A 17,659-nucleotide genomic window follows, 5' to 3' on the forward strand; every position below is an offset into this window, starting at 1 on the left:
TTCCGATCTACCACATCGCTGCGCGATGTGCAAGCGAACACCCGTGCTGCGCACGAGTGTTGCGCTCCCGCTCCGCGGGAGCGCTAGCGGGTGGCTGCGCCACCCGCACACCCCGCCTGCTGCGCAGGCGGGGTGACGGTCCGTCCGCTGCGCTCCCGGACCGGCGGGACTTTGTCCCGCTACCAGGCTTGCGCTCCGCTCCAGCCTGGCCGGTGGGTCCGCTGCGCTCCCCCGCCTGACGGTCCTTCCGACTGCGTCTTCAGTACCGTTGGGGCCCGCTAATGCGGGCCAGCTGATTACAAGGGGGTGGGGGGCGCTCGTGCGGGTCGGATTTCTGTGTAGTGGCTCCTCAGATTGATGCAGCATGTATCGTTGGCGAAAAGATGAGACAGCCTCCAGCCTCAATTCACCGGCCTCAGGAGATGAATGCTCGTGGAGAGAGAAGAATCTTTTACGTTCTGTCACCCGGCGTGGGACATGCTCGTCCCCGCACGCGCGGCCTACCTGGCAGCCGTATCACCTCACTATGACGAGGTCTTCTGGGATGTTGCGCAGCACGTCGAGCGTGCCGGCAGTCTTGGTAAGAGGGACATCGCTGCCCTGATCGTGTGGAAACGCCTCTCTGCGCAGACCCGTTGGGTGACGGCTCTCATGTCGCTGCCCGACAGCCAGGTGCGAGCCGTCACCGAGCAGGCCGTCGCGTCAGTGCAGGACCTCACTCTCTCACTCGGTGAGGCGGCTCAGGCGGGGCGCAGTGCTATCTCTGAACTGCCGGGGTTCGTCAAGGGTGACGCTCTCGCGTCGGCCATCCTGACCTCGGCAGCTCCCACGCGGATGGCCGTCTACGACCGGCGTGTCCAGCGCGCCATCAACTTGCTTGAGCTCACGCTCACGGACCGTCCGGGCCGCTACGGCCGCTACATGGACCTCCTCGACACCCTCCTCAAAAACAGCGGAGGACGCGCAGACGGTTGGACCCCGCGCGATGTCGACACTGCTCTGTACTGGGCTGGAAAGAACCCTGAGTAAAAGTAAGGATGAGAGAGTCGATGAAAAAATGCAGGGAAGGGCTCTGAAATTGCAGAGGATCACTCTGAAGGAACACCAGGTTGACCAGAAATCGGCGTTCCGAAAATGGGTAGGATTTCCTGCAAGATCATCTGTGCCCCCGCAGGGTGCCCGGGGCACGATCGTGTCAGCGACCGGGTCGGGCAAGACGATCACGGCCGCCGCGTGCGCGCTGGAGTCGTTCGCGGACGGCCGGATCCTCGTGACCGTGCCCACCCTGGACCTGCTCGCGCAGACCGCCCAGGCGTGGCGTCTGGTCGGTCACCGGGCCCCGATGGTCGCGGTGTGCTCGCTGGAGAACGACCCGGTGCTGAAGGAGCTGGGCGTGCGGACCACCACCAACCCGATCCAGCTCGCCCTGTGGGCCGGGCACGGGCCGGTCGTCGTGTTCGCCACGTACGCCTCCCTGGTGGACCGCGAGGATATCGACGCACCCGAGGGCCAGCGGAAGGTGTGCGGGCCGCTGGAGGCCGCTCTGGCAGGCGGAGAGCGCCTGTACGGCCAGCGCATGGCGGGCTTCGACCTCGCGATCGTGGATGAGGCCCACGGAACCGCCGGTGATCTTGGCCGTCCGTGGGCGGCGATCCACGACAACCAGCGGATCCCGGCGGACTTCCGGCTCTACCTGACCGCCACGCCGCGCATCCTCGCTGCGGCCCGCCCTCAGATGGGCGCGGACGGCCGGGAGGCGGAGATCGCGACCATGGCCGACGACCCGGAGGGCACGTACGGTGCGTGGCTCGCGGAGCTCGGGCTGTCGGAGGCGATCGAGCGGGAGATCCTCGCCGGGTTCGAGATCGACGTCCTGGAGATCCATGACCCCTCCCCCGTCCTCGGCGAGACGGAGGAGGCGCGGCGCGGCCGGCGCCTGGCGCTCCTGCAGACCGCGCTCCTCGAGCACGCCGCCGCGTACAACCTCCGCACCGTCATGACGTTCCACCAGAAGGTCGAGGAAGCCGCCGCGTTCGCGGAGAAACTGCCGAAGACGGCTGCCGAGCTGTACGCGGGCGACGCTTCCGACGAGGACTTGGCGGCCGCCGGTAAGCTCCCCGCGTCCTCCATCGACGCAGCCTTCTACGAGCTGGAGGCCGGCCGCCACGTACCCCCGGATCGGGTGTGGTCGGCGTGGCTTTGCGGCGACCACCTCGTGAGCGAACGGCGCGAGGTCATCCGCCAGTTCGCGAACGGCATCGACGCCGCCGGGCGCCGGGTCCACCGCGCCTTCCTCGCCAGCTGCCGCGTACTCGGGGAAGGCGTCGACATCACCGGCGAGCGGGGAGTCGAGGCCGTCTGCTTCGCGGACACCCGCGGCTCCCAGGTCGAGATCGTGCAGAACATCGGCCGCGCGCTCCGGCTCAACCGCGACGGCTCCACCAAGGTCGCGCGGATCATCGTGCCCGTCTTTCTGGAGCCCGGTGAGGATCCGACCGACATGGTCGCCGGCGCCTCGTTCCGCCCCCTTGTAGCGGTCCTTCAGGGCCTGCGCTCGCATGATGAGCGTCTGGTCGAGCAGCTCGCCTCCCGCGCGCTCACCAGCGGCAAGCGCACAGTCCATCTCCAGCGCGATAAGGACAGGCGGATCGTCGGGGCCGGCAGCGAGGGTGACGGCGAGGACCAGGAGCGGGACGGCGCTGACGCCGCTGCCGAATCGGCCCTGCTGCATTTCTCCAGCCCACGCGACGCTGGGACCATCGCGGCGTTCCTGCGTACGCGGGTCTACCGGCCGGAGTCCCTGGTCTGGCTGGAGGGCTACCAAGCCCTGCTCCGCTGGCGGAAGGAGAACGAGATCACCGGCGTCCACGCCGTGCCCTACGACGTGGAGACCCCCGTGGGTGCGACGAAAGATTTTCCACTCGGGCGATGGGTCCACCAGCAGCGGAAGGCCCTGCGAGCAGGTGAGCTGGCGGATCGGCGCAAGACCCTCCTGGACGCGCCGGAGGCCGGGATGGTCTGGGAACCCGGCGAGGAAGCGTGGGAGGCCAAGCTCGCCGCGCTCCGGACCTACCGGCGGGCCACCGGGCACCTCGCACCCCGACAGGACGCGGTCTGGGGCGAAGGCGAAGCGCTGGTCCCCATCGGCCAGCACATGGCCAACCTCCGCCGCAAAGGCGGCCTCGGGAAGGACCCCGAGCGGGCCGCGGAACGCGCGCAGCAACTGGCCGCGATCGACCCGGACTGGAACTGCCCCTGGCCGCTGGACTGGCAACGCCACTACCGCGTCCTCGCCGACCTAGCCGCCGACGAGCCCCACGGCCGGCTCCCCGACATTCAGCCAGGCGTGCTCTTCGAGGGCGATGATCTAGGCAAGTGGCTCGCGCGGCAGCGGGAAGCGAGCACCTGGGCGCAGCTGTCGACTGAGCAGCAGGAGCGGCTGGCCAAGCTGAGCGTGCAGCCGCTTGAGGCGCCGTCCCCCGCCCCGACAGCCAGGAGCGCTACGAAGGGCCCGAGCAAGGCGCAGCAGGCCTTCCAGCGAGGCCTTGCAGCTCTCGCGCAGTGGGTGGAACGGGAAGGCGCCCACCGGCCCGTACCCCGCGGCCACGCTGAGGAGATCGCAGTCGAAGGCGAGACGGAGCCGACGGTCATCAAGCTGGGCGTATGGGTCTCCAACACCAAATCGAGGCGGGACAGGCTTACTCAAGACCAGCTGGACGCGCTGCGGGAACTAGGCGTGGGGTGGGTGTAGAAGCCCCGCGGTTACGCCTCCGCCAAGCCGTGGCTGGTGACCCATAACGAGTGAGGCCGACTGGCGGTTATGGGAGTTGCAGATCAACAGACCCGGGCAAGGCATGGACGGCAGGAGTCGGAAGCTGGCGCCGTTAGAGTCAGGATCGATGCCCCTGGCAGGTGGGGTGTGGCGCGTGGCACCGCTGCAAGGTGAGATGACGCAGTCGTTCTTGAGTCGGGTGGCGGCGCGCTATGGCGTAGGGCTCAGGGATCTGCTGGCGGCAATCCCTGAGGTAGGCGGACTGTCGAACATCACCGGTCAGACGCGGCTGGACAGTGAGGTGTATCTGAACCGGCAGGCTCGGGATCGGTTGTCCCAGCTGTGCCGAGTTCCGGAGCATCATCTGCGGCGGGCGCTGCCTGCCTGGGCACAGGAGGAGCCTCGAAAGCGGTTCGCCGCAGGTCCAGCGGCGCAGTTTCATCACACTGCCGAGAAGGTTGTGCCCTGGGGGCCGGCGTGTCCTGAGTGCGCGGCGCGATCAGCCGAGCGCGCCGAGGGCGTGCGCTTGTACCTGGAGCCGCAGCAGCGGGTGTGCGCGGTGCACCGTCGGTGGCTGATGCAGGAGCCGGGCACGGCCGGCCGGGTGGTGAGGTTGCCGGTCGGGGGCGAGCCCTGGTGGAATCCACCCTGGCACTTCCCGTGGCAGCGCCACTACCAGCAGGCCCGCACGCTATGGCAGGAAGGCAGGCTGCTCCTGCCCGGCCAGCACACCCCGCCCGGCGACCGGGACGAGGATGAGGATCCGCTGACGATGTGGCTGCGCCGGCAGTGCGCCCGGCACGATGTCCTGCACCCCGAACAGCAGAACCTCCTCGCCGACATCGGGATCACCGCCACCACCGCCCGCACCGCACCGCGTCCCTCACCACTCCCACCCCGGGAGAGAGCGGGCTGGCCCAGGCCCGCAGCTACGCGGCCGAGCACGGGAACCTGGCCGTGACCGACCGCACCCGCCACAATGGCCGCCCCCTGGGAAGCTGGCTCCTGCGCCAGCGCCAACGCGCCGCCGACGGGCGCATCGAGCCCTCACGGATCACCGCGCTCAACGCCCTCGACCCTCACTGGAACCCGCCCTGGCCCCTCGCCTGGCAACGCGCCTACCACCGGGCCCGCGCCGCCACCGACAGCAACACCCTGACCAGCAGCGAGCGCCGCTGGATCAGGACACAGGCACAGCTGTGGGACAGCCTCCACCCCGCCCAGCAGCAACTCCTTGCCCGCCTCGGCACGACCGGGCCTGCCGCCGCACCCACGCAGGGCCGCACGACGGCCCGCCGCTATCCGAGGGGTGAGGGCCTGCCCCATGCCCGCGCCTACGCCACCCTGCACGGGCACCTCGCGGTATCCATCCATGCCCACCAGGACGGTTTTTCCCTGGGACGCTGGCTCGTCCAGCAGCGCCGCAAAGCCCGCTCAGGCTAGCTGTCCGCCCACACCCTGCAAGAACTCACCGTCCTCGATCCATGGTGGAACCCACCCTGGCCATTCACCTGGCAACGGAACTACCACCAGTACCGCGCCCTCGCCGCCGCAGGCGGGCCTGTCCCAGAGGGCTTACGGCGCTGGGCGGACCGGCAGACCACCCTGTGGGACCGGCTCCACCCGCATCAGCAGGCGCTGCTGACCACCGCCCGCATCACTACTGCTCCGTGACACTGCCGGGGAGAGCACTCGACGCGTGTGGAGGTCCGAGCCCGGTCGTCGGCGTAGCGGCGCCGCCTCTGGGCAGGGAGCCCCGCTCCCGGGGGCACAGTTTGGCTGTTCAACCGGCCTTCACTACTGCAGCGCTGTCCACCCATCTCGCCAAAACGCTGAAGGCGGCAAGCTGCTCCAGAGCCTCGTTCTCTTCCAGTTCCTCATCCTCTTCGTGGGCGATGGGGCTGCGGATGGCCGCGTAGACGCCCCGCGCAAAGTTTCCGGCACCGTCGTGGCGATTTTTGAACGTATCGCCTCCGTCGTTTTCGCACAGGCGCAGGCGCGGGTGCCCTGGAGTGGGTGGGTTGGTGGAGAAAGCGTCGGAGAGGAGCTTGGCCTCGGAAGCATCCCGCCGTTCGAGCTTCGCCTGGGCTTGGGCATTAACCGCCCTGGCAGCAGCGCCGACCGCTTCACGGAAGTGGCCGCTGCTCCACAAGCCTTGCACGCTGCCCCAGACCCATGAGTGCAGTGTGGATGCATCAAGCTGGGGTGCGCCGCTACCGAGGTTCTCCTGTAGCTCCTGCTCCGCTTCCAGGAGGGCGATCGCGCGGTGCGCTGCCTCGCGATGGCGCCACATCGGTTGCCTCTTGGCCTCTTCCCATTCTGCGGATCGCCAGTCAGGGAGCACACGGTCCAAGATCTGCTCCACGATCTGGGCAGCAGCTTGTACTTCAGCCTTTGGGCGATCGAACTTGTAGCCCCAGAAACCAATGGTGTTCGGGGCATCTGGCACGTACGTAACCTTGGCGGTAACGAGGAAGGCCTTCAGCTTTTCGATCGCCCATTCCCTGTTCATCTGTGTCATGGCCCGATGCTGCCGCATGCCACCGACATCGCCTCACCTGCACCGAGACGCGGCCTGCAGACAAGGGAGGTGCACCGGTGTCCCGGCGGGACGGACGCGCCGGCATGACGGAGCGCCGTTCACCCGTTCGGGTGGCGGATTCGGATCACGGCGTTCAACAGCCGCGCATGCGCTTGGGTGGGCGATGAACTACCAGGCCGCCAAGCAGTTCTACGAGCGCGAGGGACACCTGCGCGTGCCGAGAAAGTGGGTCGAACGGATCGCCGTCGCCGGCGGGGACGACAGCCGCAAGAGCAGCGGTGAGCAGGAGGAACGAGAGATCAAGCTCGGGGCATGGATTGGCAACCAACGCAGCCGAGCCGCGGCCCTGTCACCCGAGCGGATCGAGCGGCTGGCCGCCATCGGCATGCGATGGACCTGACGGTCGAACAAGCTCCTGGGCGCAGCGGCTGCGCCGCGAAGCGTACATTTAGCGTACGTAGCACGTACTGAGTACGGTCGCGACCGGCAGGAGCAGGAACCGTAACGGGCGCTCCTCATGTGCTAAAAGCGCAGCGGCGAGGTGGCTGGTCATTTCACGGACCCGGCTCCTCTCACCGGGCACTTTTGGATAGAGGGAGGTGTCGGGTACGACGGCGGCCTGTGCTGTTGCTGCGGTGCAGGTGCTGCAGGCGTCGACGGGCCGCCGTCCGGTCCTCTCCTGTGTCACCGGAGGCGCTGGTAGAGCGTGACTCGCCGGCCCCGGACCTGTTTGTCCGCCACGACGGTGAAGTGGGCGGCCAGCACGGCGGTTTTGGTTCTGTCCCGGTCCGCGGAGACCGGACGGGAGACGCGGGATGCGTCGGTGACGAGGAGTATGCGCCGGTGCGCCAGCATCGCGGCGCGTATCCGTCGCGGACCGGCCTCCTCACCCTTGAGCGTCCCGGACTCCACAGGGCTCTCGGCGAGCGCGAGATCCCGCAGTCCAGCGAAGTCGCGGGGGGAGACCAGTGCGGTGTCGCGCCGGGCCGCCGGGATGAAGAGGACCCCGTCGCCGGGCCTCTTCCACTGCCGTACCTCACCGGACACCGACAGCACGTCGTCGACCCGGCTGCCAGGGCACCGCTTCGCCAGGGACTGCGGCATCAGTGCCAGCACCGCCACCACGAGCGCCAGCGGGACGAGCCACTGCGAGCCACGGGGGAACCGGGGTGCGGCCGCACGCACAGCTGTGGCCAGCGCCGTGCCGATCAGCAGGGCGAGGCCCAGCATCGAGAAGAGCACATAGCGGTCCAGGAACATGGGTTTGACGACGGAGATCCCGATGAGGGCGAGTTGGGGGACCGCCAGCAGCGGCAGCCCGACGGCCGCCACCGACGGCCACCCCTTCTCCGGTCCGTCGAGCACTGCGCAGAGTCCGCCGATCGCCAGCAGGACCGCCGGGCCGATCAGCATGTGCCACGTCAGTGGGGGGATCCAGGAGACCTGGTCGGACTGGCTCCGGCTGAAGAGGATCAAGGGCGAGGCGGCGGTTGCTGCTGCCGCGGCGGCCACCGTCCAGCGTACGAGGGTCCTGCGTCCGGCCCTCGCCCACATGAGCGTCGCCAGGTGTGCGGGCAGGATCAGCAGGGACAGCCAGTTCAGCAGCGCGCACAGCAGGACGGTGCCCGAGTACGCCAGCCAGCGGCCCTTTGCGCGGCGTTCGCCGAACGCGGTCACCAGCAGCAGCGTCGAGACGCCGGCCCCGGCCGTGACCAGTGCGTACGGACGGCCCTCTTGAAGGTAGAACTGCACGGCCGGCAGCAGCCCGAAGGCTAGCCCTCCCCCGAGGCCGGCCCACACCCCGGCCAGGCGTTGCCCGATGGCCGCCACGCAGACGGCGGCCACTGCCATGGCCAGGACCGACGGCAGCCGCAGGGTGGTGGTGCTCGCCCCGAAGCAGGTGAACAGCCCGTGCATCAGCAGGTAGTACAGCCCGTGCACGACGTCGACGCGGCCCAGCATGTGCCAGATTTCGGGGACGGACCGCAGAGCCACCTGCCAGGTCGCGGCCTCGTCCCGCCAGACGCTGTGCTGCCGGGACAGGCCCCACAGCCCCAGCGCGACGGTCCACGGCAAGGGGATCAACCACAGGGGTATGCGGAGTCGGGCGACGGTGACGTGACGGTCCATTCAGGCGGCCATGGCTTCGTTCTGGAAGGCGAACACGGAGTCGCACCGGTCGCGGACGCGGTCGTCGTGGGTGGCTATGACCACCGCGCAGCCGGCCTCGCTCATCTCCCGGAGGATGTCGACGACCACCGTGGCGTTGTCGTGGTCGAGGGCGCCGGTCGGCTCGTCGGCGAGAACCAGGCTCGGCTGCTTGACGAGGAGCCGGGCGAGCGCCACACGCTGCTGTTCGCCGCCGCTGAGGCGGTGGACCTTCTCGGTCTGCCGACCCGCCAGGCCGACGCGGCCGAGGGCCTCGGCGACAGCGGCGTCGCTGCGGTCGCGCAGGGATCGCCGTGGTGCGGCCGCGACCTTCAGGTTCGCCGCCACGTCGGCGTTCTCGATCAGTGCGTAGTTCTGGAAGAGGTATCCCAGGACGTCACGGCGGAACAGTCGGCTCTCACGCGGACCGAACCCGGTGATGTCCTTCCCCTCGTACAGGATTTGCCCCGAGCTCGGCTTGTCGAGCAGGCCGATGCAGTTGAGGAGGGTGGACTTCCCCGAGCCGCTCGGGCCTACAAGGGCGACCATCTCGCCGCGGCTGACGCTGCGGGTGACGTCGGACCACAGGGTCCGGGTGCCGAAGGTCTTCGACAGCTTGACGATTTCGATCACGGGAGTGCTCCTGCTGGGCGGAGGGAGCGGGCCTGGTGCGGTGCTCACGCGTCGGCCACCCCCTCCTTGACGATGCGCCGGTGGAACGCCCGGAGAGCGAGGAGAACGGCGCAGAATTCGACGGCGACCAGCACGGCGATGGTGGCGAGGTCCAGTGCCGTGATGTGGACGGGGGGGTAGGGGGCGGGGATGCCCTGGGCTGTGATGTCCTTCAGGTCCTGGTTCTGCTGCCAGGCCCGGATGGGCACCCACCAGGCCAGGAAGAGAGCCAGGAGTCCCTCGACGGCCAGAATGTTGCGGTGGATCGAGGTGAACCGCCAGCCGTTGATGTGCTGCGCGAATATCGCGTCCGCGTTCTTGCGCGCATGGATGACGCAGACACCGAGTCCGGTGATGAGGAGGACGCCCACCGCCGCGACGAGGTCGAAGAGCTGCAGCCGGAACTCTTTGCGGGCGTCGCGCAGCAGCGCGGCGGCGTTCTGCCCGACCGGGTTTACGGCTGCCACGTAGGTCTGCAGTCCGCCGTCGTGAGTCGCCATTGCACGCAGCACGTCCCCGGGGTCGGGGAAGACGATCCCGTCCTGCGTCGCGAACGTGGTGTACGCGTCGTCGGTGAGGATCCTCGAGCCGTCGGGCACCACGACGAGGACGGGGTCGCGCACCAGCGTCCGGTCGTCGTCGGGGGTGTACGCCATGTTGGGGCTGAGGTTGCCCGAGTTGTAGGCGAAGATCCGCTGACCGCTCTTGGCCTGCAGTGTCTCGACCTCGACCCGGCGGCGCAGTGCCGGATCCAGCCGGCCGAACACGTCGGGGACCGTGGCCCTGATGTCCGCTGCGTAGGGTGCCAGGGACTGCGGGACGAGGAGCCGCACCGCGCGGTCCTCCGGGGCCTTACCGTCGCGCGGTGCCGGGGTGTACCGCCGTCCGTTCGGGTCGAGGACCGGTTGTTCGGCGAGGAAGGTCTCGTTGACGATGAGCATCTCCCCCTCGGGGAGGCGCGAGTCGGCGGAGACGCTCTGCAGATCGCGCCGGCCGGCGACGATGATCTCGCCCGCCGCGTCGGATTTGCGCAACCAGCGGCCCACGTGGGTGACCACGTCGTCCCCTTCACCGCCCCAGCTGCCGTTGAGGCGGATGGTGACGGCGTTGTCGGCCTTAGCGTAGACGTCCTGGTTGTCCTGGCGGGCCAGTACGTGCTGCCCCGCAAGGGTGACGTCCATGGCGAACCCCAGGGCGAGCAGCACCGCGGGGACGCGCACCAGGTACGTGGCGAGGAAGGCCGTCCTGGCGGGCAACTCGCCCTTGAGTGCGCGCAGTACGTCGACCTTGAACGTCAGGGCGAGCACGGCGGCATGGGCGGCCACCACGAGCAGGAGCAGCAGGACGGCGAGGCATGCGGCCACGGCGGCGAAGAGGCCGAGCCAGGCGAAGCCGTTGTAGAGGCCCAGGAATGCCAGAACTCCTGCTGTGACGGTACCGGCCGCGACCGGCCAGAATCCCGCCAGCTGTCCGAGGTCGCGCAGGAGGACACCGGTGAACGACCTGCCCTGCAGGCGCAGCACCCCATAGGTCCGTGCGCTGAGCAGCACGCTCGCGCCCGTCATCGTCACGGCGGCGAGCGCGACCACGCCGAAGGACCAGGAGAGGTCGTCGTTCACGAAGGACGCGGCCAGTTCGCTGGACGCGAGCGGGTGCTGCACGCTCGCGGTCAGGCCGAGACGGGCGAGTTCGGACGTCAGCATCTCGGCGGCGCCGGGCGCGCCGAAGACGTAGTAGAAGCCGCGGGGGTCCCGCTGCCCGATCTCGGCGAGCTGGTGCACCTCGGTGTCGGCGTGCCCGCTGAAGCTGGGGTATCCGTCGGTCAGCCACGAGGCGGCGTCGGCGTCCTTGTCACCGCTGGTCAGGTACACATGCCGCAGCCGGTCGGGGCTCTTCAGATCGGGCAGTTCACGCGCCACCGTGACCCGGTGCTCCTCGGCGAACCGAGCGACGGCACGTGTGACCTGCGCAGCGTTCACCGAGTCGTCGGACTTGAAAACCCAGACCTGGGCCGAACTGCCCAGCACCAGTTGCTCGTCCAGCCCGCGCACGAAAAGGAAGGCGAGCATCGCCGAAAAGACCAGCACTGCGGCGTGGACGAATTTGATACCTCGGTGGAGCATCGACTACCTAGGTCCGCGCGCTCGCAGGAGCACGCATGTCGTGGGGGGAGGGGGAACCGCGGCGCCTCCGGCTGCAGGGGAGGGTCCCCCACAGCCGGAGAGACGCCGGTCAGTGGCTCGCATCCGTGTCAGCCGCGAGCACAGGGCCTCAGCAGGCCGGGTCGTAGTAGGCGTGGCTGATGGTGTTCGCCTTCTCGGCCGACGCCTTGGACCACACGTTCTCCTTGGTGCAGCCGCTCTTGGCCCAGTACTTGCCCTCCACCGAGGAGGCGTGCCAGTTCTTTTTGTGGAAGTAGTTGGAGTACACGTAGTTGGCGCCGACGTCGTGGCTCCATCTGCCGCCGCCGGCGTCCTCCGATACGGCCAGCGCGGGAGCGGCGGCGGCAGCGAGGAGGGCACCGGCCGCGATGACGGCCTTGAGCCCGTTCTTCATCGTCATGATCGACTCACTTTCACTTCGCGATCCTGATGGAACGTCGACCTCGGGGCGTACCGCAGACATGCTCGATCCACTTTCCGTGGACGGGGGAATGTCGCTATCGGTCGACGTGGGGCCGAGCCGGGCCCATTCAGAAAAGGGCGGATCCGTCCGTGCGGAGACGGGACAGACATGCCGGCTCGCCAGTTCTCACCCTGGTACGCGGAGGGGGTTGTGGAAATCTCGAATGAAACGACTTTGCGTCGGAATTACACTGGGCGGATCGCCTCAGGCGGCGATCCAAGGAACGCGGCAGGTGTGCGGCCTCGGGCCTTCGGGGCACAGGGCCTTGATCACTGCCTTACGGATCGCCCACCAGGTGCGCCGAGAACACACCAGTCGTACGGACAGTTCCACGGGCACGCGCTCCCCACTGCTCTCGCCGGGGTGTTCGACGGCCCACTGCTCCGCCAGGAAGCCGTAGACATCGGCGGTCGTCAGTTCGCTGCCGAGAACGGTGTGGGCGATTTTTTCCTCGACGAGCCGGGCGCTTCGGGACGTCACCGCTTCCCTGACCAGGTTCCTCGCCCAGGCCAGGTCGCGCTCGTCCCCGTAGAGCCCGAAGCTGAGTGTGCGTGCCCTCATGCCCGTCAGCCCCTCGTGATGTTCTTCTTCGTGCAGTGCTTCGCACGATAGCCTTCGCGCATCTGGTCGTTGGCCTCCTTGATGGCCGCCTTCCACGCGTCGGGCTGGGTCTTCGCCCAGCCATGCCCCTGCACGAATCCGTGGGCGCTGTTGTCAGAGATGCGCATCTTGGTGCACTGCACGTGTGCGGTCCATCCGCTCGCCGCCTGCGCGGGAGCGGCGACCCCCATGGAGAACACGGCCGCGACGACGGTGGTGACGAGCGGGGAGACGGCAAGCAGCCTGCGCATAGCGAGATCCTTCACGATATCGATGGTCGTTCGCCACAGAGGGCAGTCGAATACCGTGGTGCGCACTTAACACCTCGACCGAACCGATCGAGGCAGACTTCAAGTGCAAAACCCCCTACCCCCTGAGCGCCATCCGTTTGCCGGTGGTCAGCCGACCGGATGGGCACACCAAGAACCTACAACGAAAGGTCAATCATTGGCCAGCAATTCTCCATGTGGTGATCATCGTCACCCTTCGCGCATGCGTGTAGGTGATGGGCCGTCAAAGTTGTTTCTGCAAGCGTTCGGTGATTATCAATCAGGAGCTGGCGACCCGGGGCCAACCCGCGGCGGGCGCGCTCGACCGGGGCGACAAGGTCAAGGATGATGCGCGCGTAGGCGGTGGCGGCCAGCGCCGCGGCGGTGACGACCGTCTTCGCCGCGGAGGACGCCCCCACACCCTTCTACTTGGCGAGGCGGTGGGCGTTGACGGCGAGCAGACCACCGCCGCCGTACAGGTGGGCGCCGATCGCGGCGGCACTGACCGGCATCCACGTGGTCCAGCCGGCCGACACGATCCGCGCCTTGGACGCATCCGTGGCGCCCTCCTGACGCGCCGCGCCGTTGAGACCGACCGCGCCCATCAGGGAGCCGCCGAACCAAGCCGCCAGACCCAGATCGTGCAGGCTGCGGATGACGGTATGGCGTCCGGATGGCGTCCGGACATGGAGGTGCTCCTGCGACGCGGCGGACGGCAGGAAGTCGAGACTCTGTCCCACCCTCACCCGGTCGCGGGCCGGCCGCTGTCACTGGTGACCCGGGACAGGCACATCCGGACCGTGATCGGCCGATGGTGCTGATGTCACGTCGTCGGCGGGAAGGGTGCGTCCGGCCAGTGCCCGAGCGGTGGTGAGGCGCCGGTCGGTGCCGGTGGCGTAAGCCTGCAGGGCGGTGCGGGCCTGGGCGGGGGTGAGGTCGCCGTGTTCGGCGAGGATGCCGGTGGCGGTGTCCCCACTCGCCTCGGCGGCGACTGCCGCTTGAACGCGGGTGCTGATGTCGCTGGCGCGCAAGGGGGGATGTTGACGAGGGTGAGGGCGGAGACGTCGACAAGTGCCCGGCAAGGCTCAGGTCCAACTCGGGGTGGCTTCGTTCACTTCAACCGACAGCGTTTGTTCTTGGGTTCCGGCGGCGTTCAGTGATCATCGGCACTCTGGATGTTCACGGGAAATAGCGGCAGCGGCAGCGTCGTGGGCGTCCCGCTCGTAGACCTGCTTCGCAGATCCTCGTGATCGTTCCGCGGAAATGGAGCCGTGCTGTCTGCGGCAGAGGTGACATCATGCGGTGTCATGGCAGATGACAGCACCAGTACGTTTCAGGCGGGCCAGACGGGGCTCATCGTCCGGATCCTGGAGGCGGAGCCGTCCGTCCGCGGGTGCCGTGAACAGCTCGACCCCTCAGCCCAGGCCGGGGTTCCAGCCCACATCACCGTGCTCTTCCCGTTCCTCGACGAGAGCCGAATAGATGCGCTCGTCTACTCCGCTCTCGCGGAGGTGTTGGGCAGCCACCAGGCCTTTGACCTGCGGTTCGAGAGATGTGGACGGCTCCCGGAGGTGCTGTATCTCGTTCCCGAGCCTGACACGCAGTTGCGGCAGCTCACGGAAGCGATCGCTGACCGTTGGCCTGAGGCTCCGCCGTATGGCGGCCGCTTCGCCGAGATCGTGCCTCACCTGACCATCGCTCAAGGGCATGAAGGTGCCGTCCTGGAGGAGATCGAGGCCGACCTCGCCGGCAGGCTCCCGTTCACGTCTCACGTCTCGTCGGTGGAACTCATGGTGCACGACGGCGTGAAGTGGCAGGAACGGGCGTCGTTCGCACTCGGAGAATGAAGCAGGTCATGAAGCTTGGCTGGTCCGCTGCCCTTGGGTAGCGGACCAACAGGAGGCTCCGGTCAGCTGGCGTTAGCGTGCTCGGCGCGGGCTCGGGTGCTGGCGAGTCGGTAGGAGTCGGTGCCGGTCTCGATGATGGTTCCGTTGAAGGTGAGGCGGTCGACGATGGCCGCGCAGAGGCGGGGGTCGGTGAACGTCTTGGTCCAGCCGCCGAACGACTCGTTCGAGGCGATGGCCACGCTGTTCTTCTCCTCCCGTTCCGTCAGAACCTGGAAGAGGAGTTCAGCGCCGCGGCGGTCGAGTTCCATGTAGCCGAGCTCATCGATGCACAAAAGATCGACGCGGCCGTAACGGGCGATCGTCTTGGTCAGCTGCTTCTCGTCGGCGGCCTCGACGAGCTCGTTGACCAGCTTCGTCGCCAGCACGTACTTGACCCGGTAGCCGGCCATCGCGGCCTCGGTGCCCAGGGCGATCAGCAGGTGGGACTTGCCGGTTCCGGAGTCGCCGATGAGGCAGAGCGGCTGGCTCTTCTTGATCCACTCGCAGCTGGCGAGGGTGTGGATGGCGGCCGCGTCGATGTTGGGGTTCGCGTCGAAGTCGAAGGTCCGCAGGGACTTGTCCCGGGGAAAGCCAGCTGCCTTGATCCGTCGTTCTGACCGGCGACGGGCCCGGTCGTCGCACTCGGCCATCAGCAGCTCGGCGAGGAAGCCGCGGTATGTCATCTGGTCCTTCATCGCCCGGTCGGCGATGTCGGCGAACGAGAATCGGCGAAGCCCCTCATGCCCCACCGAAGTTGGAAGACACGACCTACAAGAAGAAGATGACCGTCAACGACATGACGGCGAAAAGAGCTGCATCCCATGATCACTGTGCAGTTCACCGTGCGACCCGACCAGGGCACCGTCAGCGGGTTCGACCTGGGCGACATGGCCGTCAGCGGAGACCTCGGCACGGTCGACTCGGCCGGGCATGTCCCCGATCAAGGCATGATGATCTACCTCTCGGTCGTCCTGCTGCTGGACAGCCTGGGCAACTTTCTCCGCAGCAACGCCCGCGTGCTCGGCTTCACCGGCGCCGACACCTCGTTCAGTCTTGTCGTCCGACGAACCAAGGGCGGCCTTTCCGTCGGCAGCAAGAGCAGAGTCGTAGCTCGGACGACGACCCTGGACCTCACTTCCGCCGTGCTCAGCGCGGCGGAGGACCTCGGTCGTCGTCTCCCCCCGGAGGACAACACCGTTACATCCGACTGGGAAGCCGCAATCGCTGAGTTCCGTGCCCGCGTCGCGCCAGTAGTTGGAGCCGCCAGGTTTCCATCGGCGCGATCGTGCTGATGATGACCGGCACCACCCTCTTGGTGACGTCGACGATGAGGAAGAAGAGGGCGGACGTGCCGAGCAAGCCCATCTTGCCGCCCGCGTTGGCGACCATCGTGGTGAAGCCGCCCATCACGCCGTACGCCCACGCCGTCACCCGGCCGGTCCGGCCGGGTGACGTCCTCCGTCTGTTTGACCGCCACCGATGGCCAAGACGCCATCCCGGCCGACCGCAAGCCAGACGCTCCTCGCCCGCCGGCCATGGCCGCTACGGGTACAGGCGCCGACCCGGTGGTGACCAGGCTTCAGCCCAGGAGGGTGCCGCCGATACCGGAGCCGGATGCGACGTTGTAGTCCTTGGGGCCGAAGACGCTTACGTTGCTGGTGCTCACTTTGGTGCTGGTGCCTCGCAACTGCCAGAGGGCGCCGTTGCCGTGGTCCTCGTACGGTGCGGAGACGGCGAGGTCTGCCTTGCCGTCTCGGTTGAAGTCGGAGAGGCGCACCTGGGAGCCGAACACGTCGTTGCTCTCGGCGCCACCGGGGACGCCAGGGGTGTCCTGCGAGTAGCGTGCCGCGCCCGTAGTGGTCACCCCGCGCGCACTCCCGCGCAGGACCAGGACGTCGCCTCCCCTGGAGGCTCGGCCGAACGATTCGTAGGGGACGCCGATGGCGAGTTCGGCGCGGTGGTCGCCGGTGATGTCCGCGATGGCCAGGGACGCGCCGAATCGGTCGCCGGACTCGTCGGCGCCCGGGATACCTGCGGTGTCCTGGTGGAAGACCTGGCCCGTGGGGGCGAGGCCGCCGGTAATGTCCCGGTCGCCGTAGCGGACGGTGACGTAGCCGGATTTGTGGCTGGGGTCGGTCAGTCCGTTGGGGTTCAGCCGGGGGTCGGCCAGGGCGACGGCGAGGTCGTCGCGGCCGTCACCGTTGAGGTCTCCGGCCGCCACGCCGTCTCCGCCGGAGAGGTGGGCCTGGACGGTGAAGGAGTCGACGTCGGTGGTCAGGTCGTCCTGCCCGTAGACGAGGGTGGCCTTTTGCTGGACGACGGCCAGTTCGTCCTTGCCGTCGCCGTCGAAGTCGCCGCCCGCGAGGTTCCAGCTGCCGGTGTAAGCCGGGTCGCCCACATCAAGCCCGGCCGGGGCCTTGGTGCGGGTGAAGGTACCCGAGTACAGCTGCAGAGACGTCTGCCCGCTGACGGCGACGTCAGGGGCGGAGTCGCCGGTGAAGTCACCCACGGCGATGTCGGCGCCGAGCATCCGCCCGGAATACGAATGCCCCGCGGGCAGGGCCAGACCGCTTCTCAGCGGCGACGTACCGCCCCACAGCACGGTCACCGATCCGTTGCCAGACGTGCCGGACGTGGTGTCTCCTTCACTGCCGACCAGCAGGTCGGCGTAGCCGTCGCCGTCCAGGTCCCCGCTGGCGATGCTGCTGCCGAAGAAGTCCTGGTACCCGACCGTGCCGGGCACGCCGACGGAGTTCTGCGTGATGTAGACATGCTTGTCGGTCAGGCCGTGGGAGGAGCCGAAGGTGAGGAGAACAGCACCGGCGCCCTCCTTGCCGCTGATCGTCTTCCCAGGCATGCCGACGGCCAGATCCCGGTATCCGTCACCGTTGAAGTCGTCCGCCAGCCTGGCCGGAGCCGCTACGGCACGGCCGGCCGAGGCGGCCATCAGACTGCCGGTCAGAGAAGCGGCTACGGCCGCTGCCACGGCGAGACGAACCGAATGACGCACGAAACCCCCTGCACCACCGCAGACGCCCGGACGGCGTCCGCGAACCAGAAACGACGGCCCGCACCGTCGTTTCCCAGCGGGTCACCCGCTTGATCACGCGATGCGCAGCGAAGATCAGACTCCCCAGCGCCACCG

General features: G+C 68.2%; 16 protein-coding genes and 3 pseudogenes. 7 read left to right on the forward strand and 12 right to left on the reverse strand.

Annotated elements, in window-relative coordinates:
- Window positions 1-432: 432 nt before the first annotated feature.
- The 4 genes from ACWCV3_RS15200 to ACWCV3_RS15215 all read left to right on the forward strand — a co-directional run bounded on the left by ACWCV3_RS15200 (window position 433) and on the right by ACWCV3_RS15215 (window position 5,215).
- The gene (locus ACWCV3_RS15200; RefSeq protein WP_451223261.1) at window positions 433-1,029 is read left to right on the forward strand and encodes a hypothetical protein; all 597 of its coding nucleotides are present in this window, start codon (window positions 433-435) and stop codon (window positions 1,027-1,029) included.
- A 28-nt stretch (window positions 1,030-1,057) separates the two neighbouring features.
- Window positions 1,058-3,751, forward strand: a complete 2,694-nt coding sequence (locus tag ACWCV3_RS15205) for a Helicase associated domain protein (protein WP_451223522.1) — start codon at window positions 1,058-1,060, stop codon at window positions 3,749-3,751.
- A 148-nt stretch (window positions 3,752-3,899) separates the two neighbouring features.
- Window positions 3,900-4,733 (forward strand): TniQ family protein, encoded by an 834-nt coding sequence (locus ACWCV3_RS15210; RefSeq protein ID WP_451223263.1) that lies wholly within the window; start codon window positions 3,900-3,902, stop codon window positions 4,731-4,733.
- Window positions 4,730-5,215, forward strand: coding sequence for a helicase associated domain-containing protein (locus ACWCV3_RS15215; RefSeq protein ID WP_451223265.1), 486 nt, complete (start codon window positions 4,730-4,732; stop codon window positions 5,213-5,215). The genes ACWCV3_RS15210 and ACWCV3_RS15215 overlap by 4 nt, the downstream gene beginning before the upstream one ends.
- 340 nt (window positions 5,216-5,555) lie before the next feature.
- Here the strand turns inward: ACWCV3_RS15215 and ACWCV3_RS15220 are convergent, their stop codons facing one another.
- The gene (locus tag ACWCV3_RS15220) at window positions 5,556-6,293 is read right to left on the reverse strand and encodes a TIGR02391 family protein (protein WP_451223266.1); all 738 of its coding nucleotides are present in this window, start codon (window positions 6,291-6,293) and stop codon (window positions 5,556-5,558) included.
- A 184-nt stretch (window positions 6,294-6,477) separates the two neighbouring features.
- On the opposite strand from ACWCV3_RS15220, the gene ACWCV3_RS15225 reads away from it, so the two are divergent.
- Window positions 6,478-6,714 carry a helicase associated domain-containing protein gene (locus tag ACWCV3_RS15225; RefSeq protein WP_451223268.1) on the forward strand — a complete coding sequence of 79 codons (237 nt, stop codon included), beginning with the start codon at window positions 6,478-6,480 and terminating at the stop codon, window positions 6,712-6,714.
- A gap of 284 nt (window positions 6,715-6,998) precedes the next feature.
- Here ACWCV3_RS15225 and ACWCV3_RS15230 read toward each other — a convergent pair whose 3' ends face one another.
- The 8 genes and pseudogenes from ACWCV3_RS15230 to ACWCV3_RS15265 form a co-directional block, all read right to left on the reverse strand.
- Window positions 6,999-8,444: a glycosyltransferase family 39 protein gene (locus ACWCV3_RS15230; RefSeq protein WP_451223270.1), complete on the reverse strand. Its 1,446-nt coding sequence runs from the start codon at window positions 8,442-8,444 to the stop codon at window positions 6,999-7,001.
- The gene (locus ACWCV3_RS15235; RefSeq protein WP_073898944.1) at window positions 8,445-9,095 is read right to left on the reverse strand and encodes an ABC transporter ATP-binding protein; all 651 of its coding nucleotides are present in this window, start codon (window positions 9,093-9,095) and stop codon (window positions 8,445-8,447) included.
- A 44-nt stretch (window positions 9,096-9,139) separates the two neighbouring features.
- Window positions 9,140-11,203, reverse strand: a complete 2,064-nt coding sequence (locus ACWCV3_RS15240) for a hypothetical protein (RefSeq protein ID WP_451223273.1) — start codon at window positions 11,201-11,203, stop codon at window positions 9,140-9,142.
- Window positions 11,204-11,405: 202 nt separating this feature from the next.
- Window positions 11,406-11,696: a lactococcin 972 family bacteriocin gene (locus tag ACWCV3_RS15245; protein ID WP_158075379.1), complete on the reverse strand. Its 291-nt coding sequence runs from the start codon at window positions 11,694-11,696 to the stop codon at window positions 11,406-11,408.
- 267 nt (window positions 11,697-11,963) lie between these two features.
- Window positions 11,964-12,320: a hypothetical protein gene (locus tag ACWCV3_RS15250; RefSeq protein WP_352066084.1), complete on the reverse strand. Its 357-nt coding sequence runs from the start codon at window positions 12,318-12,320 to the stop codon at window positions 11,964-11,966.
- Window positions 12,321-12,325: 5 nt separating this feature from the next.
- Entirely contained in the window at window positions 12,326-12,676 is a 351-nt protein-coding gene (locus tag ACWCV3_RS15255; RefSeq protein WP_451223276.1) for a hypothetical protein, read from the reverse strand.
- 296 nt (window positions 12,677-12,972) lie between these two features.
- Window positions 12,973-13,347 (reverse strand): annotated as a pseudogene (locus tag ACWCV3_RS15260) (hypothetical protein); the annotation flags it as partial.
- A 48-nt stretch (window positions 13,348-13,395) separates the two neighbouring features.
- A complete protein-coding gene (locus ACWCV3_RS15265; RefSeq protein ID WP_451223278.1) occupies window positions 13,396-13,659 on the reverse strand; it encodes a hypothetical protein in 264 nt (87 codons plus the stop codon).
- Window positions 13,660-13,935: 276 nt separating this feature from the next.
- Here ACWCV3_RS15265 and ACWCV3_RS15270 point away from each other — a divergent pair, with 276 nt between their 5' ends.
- On the forward strand, window positions 13,936-14,475 hold the full coding sequence (locus ACWCV3_RS15270) for a 2'-5' RNA ligase family protein (protein ID WP_451223280.1): 540 nt from the start codon (window positions 13,936-13,938) through the stop codon (window positions 14,473-14,475).
- A 62-nt stretch (window positions 14,476-14,537) separates the two neighbouring features.
- Here the strand turns inward: ACWCV3_RS15270 and istB are convergent.
- Window positions 14,538-15,242 (reverse strand): annotated as a pseudogene (gene istB, locus ACWCV3_RS15275) (IS21-like element helper ATPase IstB); the annotation flags it as partial.
- A gap of 93 nt (window positions 15,243-15,335) precedes the next feature.
- Here istB and ACWCV3_RS15280 point away from each other — a divergent pair.
- Window positions 15,336-15,806 (forward strand): hypothetical protein, encoded by a 471-nt coding sequence (locus ACWCV3_RS15280; protein ID WP_451223282.1) that lies wholly within the window; start codon window positions 15,336-15,338, stop codon window positions 15,804-15,806.
- A gap of 19 nt (window positions 15,807-15,825) precedes the next feature.
- On the opposite strand, the pseudogene ACWCV3_RS15285 reads toward ACWCV3_RS15280, so the two are convergent.
- A pseudogene (locus tag ACWCV3_RS15285) lies at window positions 15,826-15,957 on the reverse strand (sulfite exporter TauE/SafE family protein); the annotation flags it as partial.
- Between the two features lie 136 nt (window positions 15,958-16,093).
- Entirely contained in the window at window positions 16,094-17,500 is a 1,407-nt protein-coding gene (locus tag ACWCV3_RS15290; protein ID WP_451223284.1) for an FG-GAP repeat protein, read from the reverse strand.
- Window positions 17,501-17,659: the final 159 nt, after the last annotated feature.

Source organism: Streptomyces sp. NPDC001781, assembly GCF_053596035.1.